Origin of the sequence: Nitratireductor aquimarinus (assembly GCF_017255295.1) — a bacterium.
In the GTDB taxonomy this organism is placed as follows: Bacteria; Pseudomonadota; Alphaproteobacteria; order Rhizobiales; family Rhizobiaceae; genus Nitratireductor; species Nitratireductor aquimarinus.
Window position 1 is genome coordinate 1 of record NZ_JAFKDE010000014.1, and the last position, 15,936, is coordinate 15,936.

Genomic DNA, 15,936 nt, shown 5'->3' on the forward strand with positions numbered 1-15,936 from the left:
GTAGATCCCTCGTCCCTCCCTGCGCCAAGCAGAAAAGGGAAAAAGTGGACGACTTTTCAGCCGCCCGCAGCAGGACAATCCAGCCGCTACCGTGGTCTAGTTTTCCACCGCCGTTCTCACCGTGGGCCTCAAGGGTTTCGAGAAAGCGCGGCCTTCTGCACTTTCCGGCGGCATGCGCCAGCGCGCCTCGCTGGCGCGCGCGCTGATCACCGAACCTCAGGTTCTGCTGCTCGACGAGCCCTTCGGCGCACTCGATGCGATGACACGTGACACGCTGAACATGGAGCTGATGTCGGTCTGCGCGAAGGCGCATGTCACGACCATCCTCGTTACGCACTCGATCACCGAGGCCGCATTCCTGTCGGACCGCGTCGTGGTGCTCGCCGCCCGACCGGCCCGCATTACCGAGGTCATCGAGATGCCTTTCGAGCGCCCCCGCACGCTTGATCTGCAACGCAAACCCGAATTCCAGGACATGCTCGTGCATCTTCGCGCCAGCCTGACAGGAGGCCACTGATGGGCACAGATCGTTTCATCCGCATAGCGCTTCCGACAGCAACCGTTGCAGCCTTTCTGATCGCGTGGACAGTGTATGTGCACACTGCCGATGTCTCTGCCTTCATCCTGCCGACGCCGTATCAGATCGTCGTCGCTTTTATCGAACTGGTGAGCGACGCCGAGGTCTGGCGTCATGCGCTTGTCACCGTGATCGAGGCTGTCTCCGGCTTTCTGATCGCAGTCCTTCTCGGCATCACGCTTGGCATGGCAATGGCTCGGGTGCAGATGCTTGAATGGGCGTTCAAGCCCTTCATTGTGTGCCTGCAGCTCATTCCAAAAATCGCGCTCGCACCGCTCTTCATCCTGTGGTTTGGCTTTGGGCTGGAATCGAAGATCGTCATAGCCGCAGCTTTGTCATTCTTCCCGGTCTTCTCGAACTCGCTGATCGCGTTCCGTTCCGTTGAGCCGGGCGACCGCGACGTGTTCGTCATGCTGCAGGCAAACCCGCTACAGCGCTTCACAATGCTCGACCTGCCCACCGCGTTGCCCGTGGTTCTGGCCGGCATGGAAGTGGCCGTAGTGATGTCGATGATCGGCGCCATCGTCGGCGAGTTCATCGGTGGCAATGAAGGCCTCGGCTATCTCGCCGTCGCCATGTTGCAGGAGCTGCAGGTCCCGGGCCTTTTCGCCGTGATCGTGCTTCTGACGCTGATTGGACTGACGCTCTACACGCTGATCGCTCAACTGCGCGGCTGGCTGACCCCCTGGCACGCCTCTGTCGCCAAGAAGGCGCAGGAATCCTAGCAACCAACCTTGCAAAAGCCCGCAATCGTGACTGCTTGAAACCGTTACGATTGCGGGCCTGCAAACTTATGCGGCTGACAGGCCGCCCGACCATCTTCCTATATTCAGATCATGGTACGCCTTGCGGCTCCCCTCGATTGAAAAATCGGGCAGCGCAGAGGCTATTGCGAGCGCCACTCAGCTCTCCACTCCCGTTCCTCCGGGATCCCGCGCGAAACCGCGCCGTGGGCTATGTCGGCAACTGCCTCCATCGACCGGCGTCAAACGCTTTTGACCATCAAGGTTCAAAGCCAGTGACACTCGGAGCTCTTCTCCGCCACGCCTGAGCGCCCCGTCTTTGGATCACCCTAGACCAGATTTCGGCCTGCTCCTTTGATGCGGCCTTGCGTTCGATCAGCTCGGTTGAGCGGACAAACGACTGATTTTCTCCCTTAACGAGCAGCAAACCTCGCATTGCTTCAACGATGCGGACGACATTCGGGCTATCGGCGAGCCGCTTTAGCCACTCCTGCGCCCGGATTCCGCCCCGAAACAGAAAACGGGTTGAGTATTCTGTAATACGGTATTATTGTATACCGATGTTCAGGCGGCGAGGCATTCGCTGGCCCGCCCGCTTTGGGCAGGAACAGATGACGGGTCTCAGGCATGGGAGGTGGCTGATGAGCGTTCACACTATGGAGATGCTGCGCATCGACCGGACCACGCCGACATTGCGGTCGCGGGTTCAGGACACCATTCAGGGTGCAATCCTTGATGGGAAGCTCGCTCCCGGCCAGAAGATCGTCGAACGCGAACTCTGCGAAGCAACCGGCGTGAGCCGGACCATTGTTCGCGAGGCCCTTGCCCGGCTTGAAGAGAAAGGGCTGGTCGGTCGCGACGCCAACAACAATCTAATTGTCGTTCTGATGAGCGCACGCGAGATCCGGGACATCTACGAAGTACGCGCCAGCCTGGAAGCTCTGGCGGCGCGACTTTTCACCCAGCGCGCCTCCAGTGACACGATCAACGACATCGCCGGGGCCGCCGAGAGGCTGAAGAACGCCTTCAGAGCCGGCGAACTCGCAGCGATCAGGGAAGCGACCACGACATTCTATGACATCATGATCGAAGGGTCCGGAAACGGGGAAATCCAGCGTTCCCTGAACGCGATCATCGAACGCGTCTACTTTCTGCGGACGCAGTCCATGTCCGACCCGGAACGTCATGACGCAAGCCATTCGGAGATGCAGGCAATCGCTTCTGCCCTGATTGCCCGCGACACCGCCGCCGCCGAAAAAGCAAGTTTCGTCCACGTCGCTGCAGCGTGTGACGCGGCCCTGCGCCACCTGAAAAAGGCGCCGCAGGGCTCCACCCCACAAGGAGATCAGTTGAAATGACAGAACCCACGCGAGAGCGTCGCTCCGGCGTCGACTGGGTGCTGACAGCGGTCGGGATGCTCATATTCGCATATATGGCATACGCGACGCTTTTCGGACCGTACAAGACAACCATCGTTCACCTCGCGCTGTTTGCCTGCGCCATGCTCTGCATCGCCTTCCTTGACCGGACGCGGGCCGATCAGCAGGTCATGCGAAGCGTTCAATGGGGTCTGGACGCCACATTTGCCGCGGCCACCATCGTGACCATGGGCTATGTGATCGTCAATTTCGAACGCCTGATCAATCTCTGGGGCTCCAGCTACCTCACAGGCACGGATGTCGCCATCGGCGTCGCGATCATCGTCATTTCGCTGGAGGCCGCGCGCCGGCACTCCACCATACTGTTCGCACTTGGCGTGTTCGGTGTCGTCTACATGCTCTACGGGTCCTACTTTCCCGGCGTCATGCAGCATGCGGGCATGGACCTCAAGCGGATCATCTACCTGACCGCCTATACAACCGAAGGCTTTTTCGGCACCGGCCTGAGCGTCGCGGCATCCTATCTGTTCATGTTCATGATGCTGGGTTCGGCCCTGCAGGCAACGCGCACGGGCGACTTCATCATGAAGGTCGCAAACGCCACCACCGGCCGGCAGGTCGGCGGCGCGGCCAAGAGCGCGATGGTCGCCAGCGCCGGTCTCGGCACCATGGTGGGAAGCTCTGTCGGCAACGTCGTCACCACGGGAACGTTCACGATCCCGCTGATGATCCGCACCGGCTTCCGGCCGCATGTGGCAGCCGCCGTGGAAACCAACACCTCGGAAGGCGCACAGCTCGTTCCGCCAATTCTGGGCGCGGCCGCTTTCATCATGGCGCAGCTCACCGGCATCCCCTACGCAACGATTGCAGTTGCCGCCATTCTGCCCGCCGTTCTCTACTATCTCTCGCTCTACTGCGTGGTGCATTTCGAGGCGCGCAAGGCCGGCCTTGCAGGCATTCCGGAAGACGAGATCCCCAGCCTGCGACAGAGCTTTGCCGATGGATGGCATCTTCTGGTCGCGCCCGCCGTGCTCTTCTATCTGCTGATCGTCGAGTCCTACACACCGTCTTACGCCAGCCTCATCGCCATCGGCATCGCAATGGTGTGCGGTCTCGCACGAAGCGTTTCGCGCATGCCTTTCCGGGCCATTCTCGACCAGTTCGACAGTGGCGCGCGCCAGGCGGCCGCGATCACGGCCCTGATCGTCTCAATCGGCCTCCTTCAGGCGGCGATCGTGACAACGGGCCTTGGACCGCGCATTGCCGACATCATCCTCTCGGTCAGCGACGGCTCGCTGCTGATGACCGCCATCCTCGCTGTGGTTGCGGCAACGCTGCTCGGCATGGGAATGCCCACGCCCATCGCCTACCTGCTTCTGGCGATGTTCACGGCTCCGGCTCTGACCGCCGCCGGCGCACCGCTGCTCGGCGCGCATCTGTTCCTCTTCTACTTCGCGATCAAATCCGGCTCCACACCTCCGGTGGCCCTCGTGGCCGTGGTGGCTGCCGGCATTGCACGCGCGAACTGGTGGAGCACGGCAGTCACCGCATTCGTTCACTCGCTGCCGGGCTTCATTGTCGCGTTCATGTTCCTGTTCTCACCGGCCCTGCTGCTTCAGGGTGATGCCATGACGGTCGCGCTTTCGGCCTGCTCGGCTGCGATCGGCGTCTTTGCCATGGCAGCCGCGGTGCAGGGCTGGTGCGCCGGACGGATCAACTGGATCGAACGCGCATTGCTGGCGGCAGCGGCCATCTCGCTCATCAACCCCGGCTACCTCACCGACATCGCAGGCGTCGCCGTCGTCGCCCTGATCTATCTGCGCCGCGCCAGACTCGATGGAATCCAGAGCGCCCCGGCAACCGGCGCAAAACACCAGAACACGTAATCAAAAGGGAGAAGTAAATGTTCAAGATACCGTCCAAAATCCGGCATGCAGCACTCTTTGCCGCCGCCTCGATCATGGTTTCGTCCGCCGCCTCGGCTCAGGAGCAGCTTTCCATCGGAACCAGCAGCTCCGGCTCCGGCCCCTACATCAACGGCGCAACCATCTCGGAAGTGTTCAACAACGCGCAGGACAAGTACAAACTGTCCGTTCAGACCACCGGCGGCTACCGCGACAATCTCGGTCTGGTGCTGAACAGCGAACTCGACATCGCTCTCAACACGCTGATCGATCTGGAATTCGCCTACAACAAGCGCAATGACTTCGCCAACATCCCCATCGCGGACGAGTTCAAGAACCTGCGACAGCTGTTCATCTTCAGTGTCGTGCCGGAAAATGTCTTTGTGCGCGAAGATTCAGGGATCACATCGCTTGAGGGCATCAAGGGACATGCGATCAACCTCAACACGCCGTCGAGCTTCACCTACGGGCTTAATCTGGAGCTGCTCAAGGCAGCCGGCCTTTCCACGGACGATATCAAGGCAGGAACGGTTTCCACCGGGCAGGTTTTCGATGAAATCCGCAATGGCGTCTTCGACGGCGGCATGCATGTCTTCCAGGTGGGGTTGGCAAACGCACAGCAGCTTTCGTCCACCGTACCGATGCGCTATCTGAACCTCGACCCCGAGTTGATCGAACGCCTCAACGAAGTCTACTACGACCTCCTCGTACCGTTCGAAGTGCCGGCAGGCACCTATCGCGGGCAGGATGAGCCGGTCTCCACCTTCGGTCTGGCGCAGGTGATCTACACCGACGCGGAAGCCGACGAGGACATGATCTACGAATTCACGAAGGCCTTCTGGGAAAACCTGCAGGCGCTCGGCGAGAGCAACACGAGCTTCAAGGGACTGACCGTAGAGCTTGGGGCGCAGAAGCGGACCGTTCCGATGCACCCCGGCGCGGAGCGTTACTTCAAGGAAATCGGCGCGATTGCCGATTGATGCTTCCGGGCCGGTCCAAGACCGGCCCGTTTTCTTTCCAGTCGTGAAAGCACATCTAAAAAGGCAGAGCAGTCGCCGCCGGTGATCGGCCTGCTACTCCGCTTCCACCTCTTCCAGAACCTTGCGCGCGGCGCGAAAGCACTCCAGCGCCTGCGGCACGCCGCAATAGATGCCGATCACATGAATGATGGCGCGCAGTTCGTCCTGGGTCACGCCATTGCGAATGGCCCCGCGACAATGCAGCTCCCACTCGTGCATCTTGCCGAGCGCGCCAATCATCGAGAGGTTCATCATCGACCGCGTTTTCGCGTCGATGACCTCATCGCCCCAGCCGAAGCCCCAGCACCAGGCCGTCATCGCTTCCTGAAAAGGGCGTGTGAATTCATCAGCCTTTGCCAGATTGCTTTCGACATACTCGGCCCCAAGCGTGGACTTTCGTTTCTCCAGCCCCTTGAGGAAGAGGTCTTCGTCGAATGCGCTCATGATTTTTCCTTGTCTCCGGCCAGGAGTTTCTGTGCGATGGACGTGGCGTCCGTCAGGTGGGCTTCAACGGCAGCCAGGGCCGCGTCCGGGTCGCGCGCAGCAATCGCTTCGCAGATGTTGCGCATATGGGTCGGGCCAGACACTTTTCTGTTTTCGCTGGTCAGCGTCATCACGCGCAGGCGGGAAATACGGCCGTTCAGGCGCTGCACGACTTCCCAGGCGATGTTGTGCCCTGCCCCCTCGAAGATGAGAGCATAAAACCGCGTCGTGGCCTTGAAGAGCGCACCGGGTGTTTCCTTTGCGGCAGCGGCTTCCAGATCGACAAGCGCTTCGCGCAGACGCCGCTCAAGATCCGGTGTCATGTTCCTTGCGCAGGCCTCGGCAGCCGCCGTTTCAAGCTTCAGCCTGATATCGTAGATCTGCCGTGCATCGTCCCAGTCCATCCTGGCGACGATCGGCCCGCGATTGGGCAGATGCTCCACCAGACCTTCCGCATCGAGATAGCGCAGCGTTTCTCGAACCACCGTACGGCTGACGCCCAGTTGCTCGCAGAGCACGCGCTCAACCAGTCGGTCGCCCGGCTTGAACACGCCGTCGATTATCGCATCGCGCAGGCGTTCAAGAACCATGTCTCGCAGGGTGGTGGGCTGCTGCTCAATTTTATTCAGGCCAAGATTTGTCATGCCGACGAGATAGCAGCGTCGATTCCCGCAAGCAAGGTTGTTTGAATGATTGTATTACGGTATACCATAATCAACACCAACCGTTCGAATCAACCGGGAGCTGCGAATGCCTGCTGAGATCCGCAAAACACTACTACACGTCGAGGAAACGCTCATCGAAGGCGGGAAAGCTGCACCAACGCCCCTGAAAATGATCGCGGCAGTGGCCGTCATCCGGAACCCGTGGGCAGGACGGGGTTTTGTCGAGGATCTGAGGCCCGAGATCATGGATTGCGCCCCCGGACTGGGCGAACTCCTCACCGAAATGATTCTGGAAGCAGCAGGCGGCGGCGACAAGGTCGAGGGTTACGGAAAATCGGCAATCGTCGGCCTGTCCGGCGAAGTCGAGCACGCTTCGGCTCTGATCCACACGCTCCGTTTCGGCAACCATTACCGTGAGGCGGTGGGCGCCAAGTCATACCTCGCTTTCTGCAACACGCGCGGTCCGGCGAACGCTCCGCTCATGATCCCGCTCATGGACAAGAATGACGGCGGAAAGCGCAGTCATTATCTCACCATCCAGCTTTCAATAGCAGACGCACCGGCAGCGGATGAAATCGTGATCGCGCTTGGTGCTTCGATTGGCGGACGGCCGCACCACCGCATCGGCGACCGGTATCAGGACCTCAAGGAGCTCGGGCATGACGTTGAAAACCCTGCAGCTGTCTGAGGGTTACGGCCAACTGGGGTATCGCGAGGCTGGAGAGGGCGACATTGTCGTCCTCATCCATGGCGTCGGCATGCAGTCTGCGGCCTGGGGGCCGCAGATCGATGCACTTTCAAAGACGCATCATGTCTTTGCTCTGGACATGCCCGGGCACGGCCTCACCAGCCACCTGCCCGAAGGCGCGCAGGTGTGCGACTATGTGCGCTGGCTGCGCACGGCGCTGCACGCACTCAACCTGCAGAAGATCAGTCTGGCGGGTCACTCCATGGGCGCCCTGATCGCCGTTGGCTTCACGGTCACCTATCCCGAATTGGTTGAGCGCGTTGCACTGTTGAACGGCGTGTTCCGCCGGGATCCTGACGCGCGTGCCGCCGTCGAAGACCGTGCCGCGCAAATCCGGGCTGGCGCCTTTGATGTCGCCACCCCATTGGGCCGCTGGTTCGGTGACAGCCCTGCCGAGCAGGAAGCGCGCGATCAGGTGGCCGAATGGCTCGGCAGTGTCGATCATGCGGGCTATGCAACGGCCTACACGGCCTTCTCCCGTGGCGATACATACTATGCCGATCACGTCTCAGGCATTGAATGTCCGTTGCTGGCGCTCACCGGTGAAGGTGATCCAAACTCCACACCGGCGATGTCGCGCGCCATGGCGCAGGCAGCACAAAACGGTCACGCGGTTATCGTTGCCGGGCATCGCCACATGGTGAACCTGACAGCGGTGGATACCGTGAACCACGAGCTGGAAACCTGGCTCAGCATCCCTTGCGCATTGAGCCGCACAGCCTGATCCGCACACTCACCGCAAAGCGTTGATCAAGGCGTACAAGAGAAAGGCCGTGTTCTTCGAAACAGAGCACGGCCGCAACGTCCCTTTCCCAAGATTGCGAGAGAAACGATGATCCCCCTTGATCGACCCGACCTTCTCATTTCGGATGCGTTCATCGCCGGAGACTGGCGCCGCACCGACCGGGCTTTTCCGGTGACGAACCCTTCCACGGGAGCAAAGCTGGCCGATGTCGCGGATTGCACACGCGACGATGTTCGCCGCGCCATATCGGCGGCCGCGCCAGCGCAGAAAGTCTGGGCGCGTTGCACCGCAAAAGAGCGCGCCGGCATCCTGCGCCGCTGGTTTGACCTGATCGTCGATCATGCCGACGACCTGGCGGCCATCCTGACGGCTGAAATGGGAAAGCCGCTGGCTGAAGCGCGCGGCGAGATTCTCTATGGCGCAAGCTTTGTCGAGTGGTTCTCAGAAGAAGCCAAACGCATCTACGGGGAAACCATACCGGGGCATCATGAAGACAAGAGGCTGATGGTGATCAGGCAGCCTGTTGGCGTGGTTGGCGCAATCACCCCCTGGAACTTCCCCAATGCGATGATCACGCGCAAAGTCGCGCCAGCGCTTGCCGCCGGCTGCGCCATTCTGGTCAAACCGGCAACCGAAACACCGCTTTCCGCCCTCGCGCTCGCAAAGCTGGCCGAACAAGCAGGCCTGCCTCGGGGACTTCTTTCCGTTCTCCCGTCGACAGACAGTGTCGGCGTGGGACTGGAGTTCACGGAAAACCCGACCATTCGCAAGATCAGCTTCACCGGCTCGACCAATGTGGGGCGCATTCTGATGCGCAACGGGGCAGACCAGATCAAGAAACTGTCGCTTGAGCTCGGCGGCAATGCGCCATTCATCGTGTTTGACGATGCCGACCTCGACGCCGCCGTGGAAGGCTGCGTCACCTCAAAATTCCGCAATGCAGGACAGACCTGCGTTTGCACAAACCGCATCTATGTTCAGGATGCCGTCTACGATGCGTTTGTCGAGAGATTGAGCAAAGCCGTATCCAGCCTGCAGGTTGGCGATGGTTTCCTGGAAGGCTGCGCGGTCGGCCCGCTGGTGAGCCATTCTGCGATGGACAAGGTTCGCGCCCATATCGACGACGCGCTGGAAAAAGGGGGCACGGTGGTTCTGGGCGGCGCGCCGCATGACCTCGGCGGCACGTTCTTCCAGCCGACCGTCCTGCGGGACGCCACACCTCAGATGGCCGTTGCAAAAGAAGAGACGTTTGGGCCTCTGGCGCCGGTCTTCCGCTTCTCCACTCTGGAAGAGGTGGTGGAGGCTGCCAATGATACGGAATTCGGTCTCGCATCCTATGTTTACAGCCGCGACCTCAGCCGCGTCTGGAGAATGATGGAAGAACTCGAATACGGCATGGTCGGCGTGAACACCGGCCTGATTTCAACGGAAGTCGCGCCGTTCGGGGGCATCAAGCAATCGGGTCTCGGCCGGGAAGGCTCCCGCCACGGGATCGAGGACTATCTGGAAATGAAATATTGCTGCCTGGCGCTGTGAGCGTGTCGCTCCAAGACAGTTTCGCCGCAGGCTCCCCTGCGGCGAAACCGCTTTGATCAGCTGAACCTGTAGCCGGGCAGCAACTCTATTTGTCCTCGTAGCGCTTCGGCGGCAGGTCGATGCCGCTTTGGGCAGCATAGAGCTTCATGAGCGCAATATCCCCCTCGCGCCCCATGCCCTCGGCAGAAGCCGCGCGGTAGCGTTCAAGTGCCGCCTGCGAAACCGGCAGGTCGAGTTTCGCGCCGGATGCCGCATCGGTGACAATGCCCAGATCCTTGACGAAAATGTCGATCGCCGAATGCGGTCGGTAATCGCCATCTGTGATGTACGGCCCCCGGTTCTCGAACATCCACGACGAGCCGGCGCAGGCGGGAATGACCTGCATGATCTGATCCGCATCCAGCCCCTGCGCGATGCCGAAGGAAAATGCTTCCGCTGCGGCGGCGATATGAATGCCGGCCAGAAGCTGGTTGACGCTTTTCATCGCCGACCCCGGCCCGGCCCGGTCGCCCAGCCGGAAGACTGTTTCAGCCATGGCGTCCAGCGCTGGTTGTGCTTTCTCAAAGGCTTCCGCCGAGCCTGAGGCCATGACCGAAAGCTTGCCCTGCGCCGCGCGCGCGGAGCCGCCCGAGATCGGGGCGTCGAGATAAAGAATGCCCTTTTCCGCGAGCTCCTGCTCGAACGCAATGGCCTGCTGCGGGTCAATGGTGGCGCAACTGATCACCACCGCACCCGGCTTCAGCATTGCGGCAAGACCGTTCGCACCGAACAGGGCCTCACGCGTCTGCGCGGCGTTAACGACGACGAGAATGGCGCCATCGGCTTCGCCGGCAGCCACCACCAGCGGGCGGTCTCGCCCGGCCTCAGCCCGGAAGCGCGCCTGCGTATCACCATTCAAATCGAAACCATCCGCGCCCAGACCGGCGCGCAGCAGCGAACTGCCCATGCCATAGCCCATCGCGCCGAGACCGATCAGAAGGAAGTTTCCGGCGGCGTTGTCCTGCACTGCTGTGTTCATCATGCCTGCTCCGCATCTGTTGCGTAATCTTCGAGATAGGCGCGCACGATCGCTTCAAACGACTCGTCGGCCTCAAAACCGAGTTTGAGCGCCCGGTCGGCTTCAAACGCCTGGGGCCATGTGGAGAGGATCGCCTCAATGGCCGGGTCTTTTTCGTGACGGATGAGGGCAACGGCGGCATCGCCGGCTATGGCGCGCAACGCCTCGATCTCATCGGCCACGGTTGCCGAAACGCCGGGCATGGTCATGTTGCGCCGCCCGGCGAGCAATTCGCTGCTGACTGCTGCCGCATGGGCCATGAAGCCGATTGCCGCGCGGGGGCTGGCGAACCAGTGCCGCATGGATGTATCGACCGGAAGGATGGCCGGTAGTCCGGCCAGCGGTTCACGCAGAATGCCGGAATAGAAGCTGGAAGCTGCAGCATTCGGCTTTCCCGGTCGAATGCAGATGGTCGGCAGGCGGATGCCGATGCCGTCGAAGAAGCCGCGCCGGCTGTAGTCTGCAAGGAGAAGTTCGCCGATGGCCTTCTGGGTGCCATAGCTGGAGTGCGGCGTGATGATGTGGTCATCGCCAATCACATCGGGCAGTGGCGATCCGAAAACCGCCAGCGACGAGGTGAAGACCACGCGCGGGCAGTATCCGTCTTCTTCATTGGCCTTGCGTATCGCCTCGAACAGATTGCGGGTGCCATCCAGATTGATGCGGTAGCCCTTTTCGAAATCCCGCTCCGCCTCGCCCGATACAATGGCCGCCAGATGGAAGATCACGTCAGGACGGGAAGCAACGAGCTGCTCCGCCGTTTCCACGGCCGAGATATCGCCCGCCTCAACCGTGACACTTATCTCTTCCACGTGAGGCGCATGGGCTGGTACGATATCGAACAGCGTCAGCCGTCCGATTTTGCGGCCTCCGATTTCGCCATCCTTTACGAGGCGCTTTGCCAGCCCGTCGCCGAGCATGCCGGCCGCGCCGATGATAAGGCAGTGAAGCATTTCACAGAACTCCGGATGATTTTGTGCGACTGTCGCCTCAGCCGCGCAATGTGTGAAGGGCTTAGTTCGCCTTGAAGGCGCTGATCAGTTGCTTGAGGCGCTGGGCGCCCTCCGCGATATCCGCAGCCGAAGGGTTGATGCCAGCTCCAAGAAGTCGGCGCGCGATCATGTGGTCGGCTGGCCTGTTGATGGAATCGACGGCGACCAGTTTCTCACCCCTGAAATGATAGACGGAGAAGGCATTGTCTTCGGAAGCGCCGGAAACGATGAGACTGTCTGCGCCCGCCGCCAGCCCCGCGGTCTGGATCTTCATGTCCCCCTGATCGGACCAGAACCAGGCAACCTCGGCATAGGGCCGGCCACCGCCGGTGAGAACCCGAGCGATGTGCCGCGCATGGTCGGTGGCGTTCTGCACCGATTCCAGCCGCACCCGCTCACCAAGCTGATGGTGATCAAAACTCACGCAATCGCCAATGGCGTAGATATGCGGTGCTGAACTGCGCAGGTTCGGATCGACAACGACGCCATTCGCAACCTCAAGCCCCGCCTCGGCGGCAAGTTCCACATTGGGCACGGCACCGATGCCCATCACGACCATATCAGCGTCGAAGCGGCGGCCATCTGCGGTGGAAACTGCAACGACCTTTCCACCCTCGCCATGGATAGCGGCAAGCTGCGCAGAGGTGATCAGATCGATACCGGCGGAGCGGCTGCGCTCTTCCACGTGAGCGGAAACGACCGGCGCGACAGAGCGGGCAAGCACGCGCGGTGCAGCCTCGATGAGGGTGACCGACTTGCCAAGGCCGATGCAGCTATGCGCCATTTCCATGCCGATGAAGCCGCCACCGACGATCACGACATTTTCAACCATCGGCATTGCCGCGCGGATGCGGCGGGCGTCTTCCATGGTGCGCAGCGTGACGATGCCGTCAAATTCCATTCCGGGAAGCTGTGGCATGCGAGCGCGTGCGCCCGTCGCCAGAACGAGATCGGTAAACGCGAGCTCTCGTCCATCTGCAACGATCAGGCGCTTGCCATCCACGTCGATCCGCTCGGCATGCACGCCGAGCTCCAGTTCGACGGCATTGTCGCGATAGACGGCTTCGGTGCGCAGCACCAACCCTTCTCCATCGGGCGTTTTCAGGTAGGATTTCGACAGCGGCGGACGGTGGTAAGGCAGATCCTTTTCATCGCTGACCAGCACGATCTCGCCGGAATATCCCTCCTGGCGCAGACTGACAGCAGCCTGCGAGCCACCGTGCCCGCCGCCCACGATGATGCATCTCTCAACCATAAACACCTCCGCTGAAAGCTCCGGCACAAAGACCCGCGCCAGAGCAATCTCAAGCAGCCCGCTTACCGCGCTATTTGCACGTTTCGCTCTCCCTCGAGGGGCCGCAGGACATTTCGTTGCATATTTCCAACGTCATTTAAACAATTAGTTTGACCGATCGGTCAGATCAGTTAGTAATATTGCTCAGAACATCGTTCCAACCCCCATGGAACGCAGGGAGGAAGCCTTCAGTTTCAGAGATGGGGAAGTCGCTTCGGCGGTGTGTGGAGGCACACCGCCATGTGGGGCGGCTTGGCGTCTTGCCGTGGCGAGACTGCACGGAACATGAGGGAGGAATACTGATTTTGAAGAGATATTGGTCGGACTATACGAGCGAAGAGTTTTCCCGGCTTGATCGAGGCAACATGGTGGCGGTTCTGCCTGTCGGCGCGACAGAGCAGCATGGACCCCATCTGCCCCTGTCGGTGGATGCCGCGATCGTCAGCGGAATGGTTTCGGCCATCGTCGAGCGATTACCGGAAACAAGCCGGACCCTGTTTCTGCCAACCCAGCCGATCGGCAAAAGCAATGAGCATGCGCGTTATCCCGGCACGCTGACCTTTTCGGCACAGACACTCATTTCCATGTGGTGCGAGATTGGAGCCTGCGTCGCCGCCAGCGGTGTGCGCAAGATGGTGCTGCTCAACAGCCATGGCGGGCAGATCAGCGTCATGGACATCGTTGCGCGCGAACTGCGCCAGCGCCACGGCATGATGGTGTTTTCCGTCAACTGGTTCGGACATGGCCTGCCGGACGGCCTTTATGACGCGCATGAAACGCTGCACGGCATTCATGCCGGCGACATGGAGACATCGGTGATGCTTGCCATGCATCCCGATCTGGTCGTGATGAGCAAGGCGCAGAACTTCGCCGCCCTTACCGAAACCTTCGCCAGCGAATATCGCCACATCTCGCTGGCGGGCGCAAAGCCCGGCTGGCAGATGCATGACATCAATCCCTTCGGAGCTGCCGGCAACGCCACGGCGGCGACCGCAGAGAAAGGTCACCAGACAATCGATTATGCAGCCGACCGTCTCGTCGAAGTGCTCGCCGAGGTGGAGCGCGCGCCTTTGACCTGGCTCGACAACAATCCTGCCTGGGGTGAGGAAGCACAATGAGAGCAGCAGCTACGACCGGCTCGCAGCCACTGATCGAAATCAAGAACGTCTACAAGCAGTATGGAACGGGCATTGTGGCTGTCAGCGACATGTCACTCTCCATTGAGGACGGTCAGTTCGTCAGCTTCCTTGGCCCCTCCGGCTGCGGCAAGAGCACTGCACTGCGCATGATCGCCGGCCTGTCCGAAGTGTCCGCCGGGTCGATCACGGTGAACGGCCATGCGCCGGGAAGCAGTTCCGGGCCGCAGGACGTCGCGTTCGTGTTTCAGGAGCCGACGCTCATGCCCTGGGCATCGGTGTTCGACAATGTTTACCTGCCGCTGCGTCTTGGCGGCATGTCGCGTGCGCAGGCAGCGCCGCGCGTCGAGGAGGTGCTGGCGCAGGTGGGGCTGAGCAAGTTTGCGAAAGCCTATCCGCGCGAACTTTCGGGCGGCATGAAGATGCGTGTCTCGATTGCGCGCGCAATCGTGACCAAGCCCCGCCTTCTGCTGATGGACGAGCCGTTCGCCGCGCTCGATGAAATGACCCGCTTCAAGCTCAACAACGACGTTCTGCGTCTGTGGCAGGAGCACGGGCTGACGGTCATCTTCGTGACCCACAGCGTTTATGAGTCGGTCTATCTGTCCAACCGCGTCGTGGTGATGGCCGCAAGGCCCGGGCGCGTGGTCGACGATATCGCCATTCCGGGAAGCTACCCCCGTGCGGACAATTTCCGCGCCACCCGCGAATACACCGAAAGCTGTGAAATCGTCTCTGACGCGCTCAACCAGACGCTCGGCAATGACGACATCAACCATTGAGGGCCGCGCCATGACAACCGAGACGCCAGTACTCAATTCAGAACAGAACCGCCGCGCCCGCATCGAGCGCCGCAAGGCGGTCATCATGCCGACAATGGCCATCATCATCGCGCTTCTCGTGTGGGAAGGGCTGGTGCGCTACCATGAGGTCCCTCACTACATCATCCCCGCACCGTCGCTGATCGCGCAGACGCTGGTGAAGGACTGGTCTTCGCTGATGAGCTCGATGATGTTCACGGTGAAGCTGACCATGCTTTCTCTGCTCTGCGCCATTGCCGGCGGCGTTCTGATGGGCATGATCTTCGCTCTATCGCGCACCGTGGAAATGAGCTTCTTTCCCTTTGCGGTGATCCTTCAGGTCACGCCGGTCGTGGCGATTGCGCCGCTGATCCTCATCTATGTGCATGACACCTTCACAGCGCTGCTCATCTGCGCCTGGATCGTGGCCTTCTTCCCGATCCTGTCGAACACCGTGATCGGCCTGCGCAGCGCCGATCACAACCTGCGCGACCTGTTCAAGCTCTATCGCGCCACGCCCCTGCAGCGCCTGCGCTTTCTGCTCGCGCCCAGCGCCCTGCCCTATTTCATGGCAGCGCTGAAAATCGCCGGCGGTCTGGCTCTGATCGGGGCCGTGGTGGCGGAGTTCGTCGCGGGCACCGCCGGTCAGAACACGGGGCTCGCCTCGCGCATTCTGGAATCCAGCTTCCGCAACGAGATACCGCGCATGTTTGCCGCGCTGTTCCTCGTCTCGGTTCTCGGCATTGTCATCTTCCTTGCAACGAGCTGGCTGTCGCGCCTCGTGCTTGGTCGGTGGCATGAAAGCGAAATCCGCCGGGAGGCCTGAGCGTGTACAAAGGCCACGACATTCCACACGTT

General features: G+C 61.0%; 16 protein-coding genes. 11 read left to right on the forward strand and 5 right to left on the reverse strand.

Annotated elements, in window-relative coordinates; all coding sequences use genetic code 11:
- The first annotated feature begins 121 nt into the window (after positions 1-121).
- The 5 genes from JYP46_RS20375 (at position 122) to JYP46_RS20395 (ending at position 5,583) form a co-directional block, all read left to right on the forward strand.
- A complete protein-coding gene (locus JYP46_RS20375; RefSeq protein WP_222474324.1) occupies positions 122-517 on the forward strand; it encodes an ABC transporter ATP-binding protein in 396 nt (131 codons plus the stop codon).
- Positions 517-1,302 (forward strand): ABC transporter permease, encoded by a 786-nt coding sequence (locus JYP46_RS20380; RefSeq protein WP_206549151.1) that lies wholly within the window; start codon positions 517-519, stop codon positions 1,300-1,302. The genes JYP46_RS20375 and JYP46_RS20380 overlap by 1 nt, the downstream gene beginning before the upstream one ends.
- Before the next feature lie 659 nt (positions 1,303-1,961).
- Complete coding sequence (locus tag JYP46_RS20385) at positions 1,962-2,678, forward strand: GntR family transcriptional regulator (protein ID WP_162742413.1); 717 nt, start codon at positions 1,962-1,964, stop codon at positions 2,676-2,678.
- Positions 2,675-4,585 (forward strand): TRAP transporter permease, encoded by a 1,911-nt coding sequence (locus JYP46_RS20390; RefSeq protein ID WP_206549152.1) that lies wholly within the window; start codon positions 2,675-2,677, stop codon positions 4,583-4,585. Before JYP46_RS20385 ends, JYP46_RS20390 begins: the two co-directional genes overlap by 4 nt.
- Positions 4,586-4,602: 17 nt before the next feature.
- Positions 4,603-5,583 (forward strand): TAXI family TRAP transporter solute-binding subunit, encoded by a 981-nt coding sequence (locus JYP46_RS20395; RefSeq protein WP_206549153.1) that lies wholly within the window; start codon positions 4,603-4,605, stop codon positions 5,581-5,583.
- Positions 5,584-5,676: 93 nt separating this feature from the next.
- Here JYP46_RS20395 and JYP46_RS20400 read toward each other — a convergent pair whose 3' ends face one another.
- Together JYP46_RS20400 and JYP46_RS20405 are read right to left on the reverse strand one after the other, a co-directional pair.
- Positions 5,677-6,066 (reverse strand): carboxymuconolactone decarboxylase family protein, encoded by a 390-nt coding sequence (locus tag JYP46_RS20400; RefSeq protein WP_206549154.1) that lies wholly within the window; start codon positions 6,064-6,066, stop codon positions 5,677-5,679.
- Entirely contained in the window at positions 6,063-6,695 is a 633-nt protein-coding gene (locus JYP46_RS20405) for a GntR family transcriptional regulator (protein WP_236042305.1), read from the reverse strand. Before JYP46_RS20405 ends, JYP46_RS20400 begins: the two co-directional genes overlap by 4 nt.
- Positions 6,696-6,855: 160 nt before the next feature.
- On the opposite strand from JYP46_RS20405, the gene JYP46_RS20410 reads away from it, so the two are divergent.
- From JYP46_RS20410 to JYP46_RS20420, 3 genes are all read left to right on the forward strand, one after another.
- Positions 6,856-7,458, forward strand: coding sequence for an amino acid synthesis family protein (locus JYP46_RS20410; protein WP_113156598.1), 603 nt, complete (start codon positions 6,856-6,858; stop codon positions 7,456-7,458).
- A complete protein-coding gene (locus JYP46_RS20415) occupies positions 7,430-8,242 on the forward strand; it encodes an alpha/beta fold hydrolase (protein ID WP_206549155.1) in 813 nt (270 codons plus the stop codon). Before JYP46_RS20410 ends, JYP46_RS20415 begins: the two co-directional genes overlap by 29 nt.
- A gap of 108 nt (positions 8,243-8,350) precedes the next feature.
- Positions 8,351-9,799: an NAD-dependent succinate-semialdehyde dehydrogenase gene (locus JYP46_RS20420; RefSeq protein ID WP_206549156.1), complete on the forward strand. Its 1,449-nt coding sequence runs from the start codon at positions 8,351-8,353 to the stop codon at positions 9,797-9,799.
- An 85-nt stretch (positions 9,800-9,884) separates the two neighbouring features.
- On the opposite strand, the gene ltnD is transcribed toward JYP46_RS20420, so the two are convergent.
- The 3 genes from ltnD to JYP46_RS20435 form a co-directional block, all read right to left on the reverse strand.
- Positions 9,885-10,820, reverse strand: coding sequence for an L-threonate dehydrogenase (ltnD, locus tag JYP46_RS20425; RefSeq protein ID WP_236042304.1), 936 nt, complete (start codon positions 10,818-10,820; stop codon positions 9,885-9,887).
- Positions 10,817-11,809: a D-erythronate dehydrogenase gene (gene denD / locus JYP46_RS20430; RefSeq protein WP_206549157.1), complete on the reverse strand. Its 993-nt coding sequence runs from the start codon at positions 11,807-11,809 to the stop codon at positions 10,817-10,819. Before denD ends, ltnD begins: the two co-directional genes overlap by 4 nt.
- A 61-nt stretch (positions 11,810-11,870) precedes the next feature.
- Positions 11,871-13,103, reverse strand: coding sequence for an NAD(P)/FAD-dependent oxidoreductase (locus JYP46_RS20435; protein ID WP_206549158.1), 1,233 nt, complete (start codon positions 13,101-13,103; stop codon positions 11,871-11,873).
- Between the two features lie 344 nt (positions 13,104-13,447).
- Between JYP46_RS20435 and JYP46_RS20440 the strand changes: the two genes are divergently transcribed.
- The 3 genes from JYP46_RS20440 to JYP46_RS20450 are packed head-to-tail and all read left to right on the forward strand — an operon-like array spanning position 13,448 to position 15,904.
- Positions 13,448-14,260 carry a creatininase family protein gene (locus JYP46_RS20440; protein ID WP_206549159.1) on the forward strand — a complete coding sequence of 271 codons (813 nt, stop codon included), beginning with the start codon at positions 13,448-13,450 and terminating at the stop codon, positions 14,258-14,260.
- On the forward strand, positions 14,257-15,060 hold the full coding sequence (locus JYP46_RS20445; protein WP_113156592.1) for an ABC transporter ATP-binding protein: 804 nt from the start codon (positions 14,257-14,259) through the stop codon (positions 15,058-15,060). Before JYP46_RS20440 ends, JYP46_RS20445 begins: the two co-directional genes overlap by 4 nt.
- 10 nt (positions 15,061-15,070) lie before the next feature.
- A complete protein-coding gene (locus tag JYP46_RS20450; RefSeq protein WP_206545208.1) occupies positions 15,071-15,904 on the forward strand; it encodes an ABC transporter permease in 834 nt (277 codons plus the stop codon).
- The last annotated feature ends 32 nt before the right edge of the window (positions 15,905-15,936 follow it).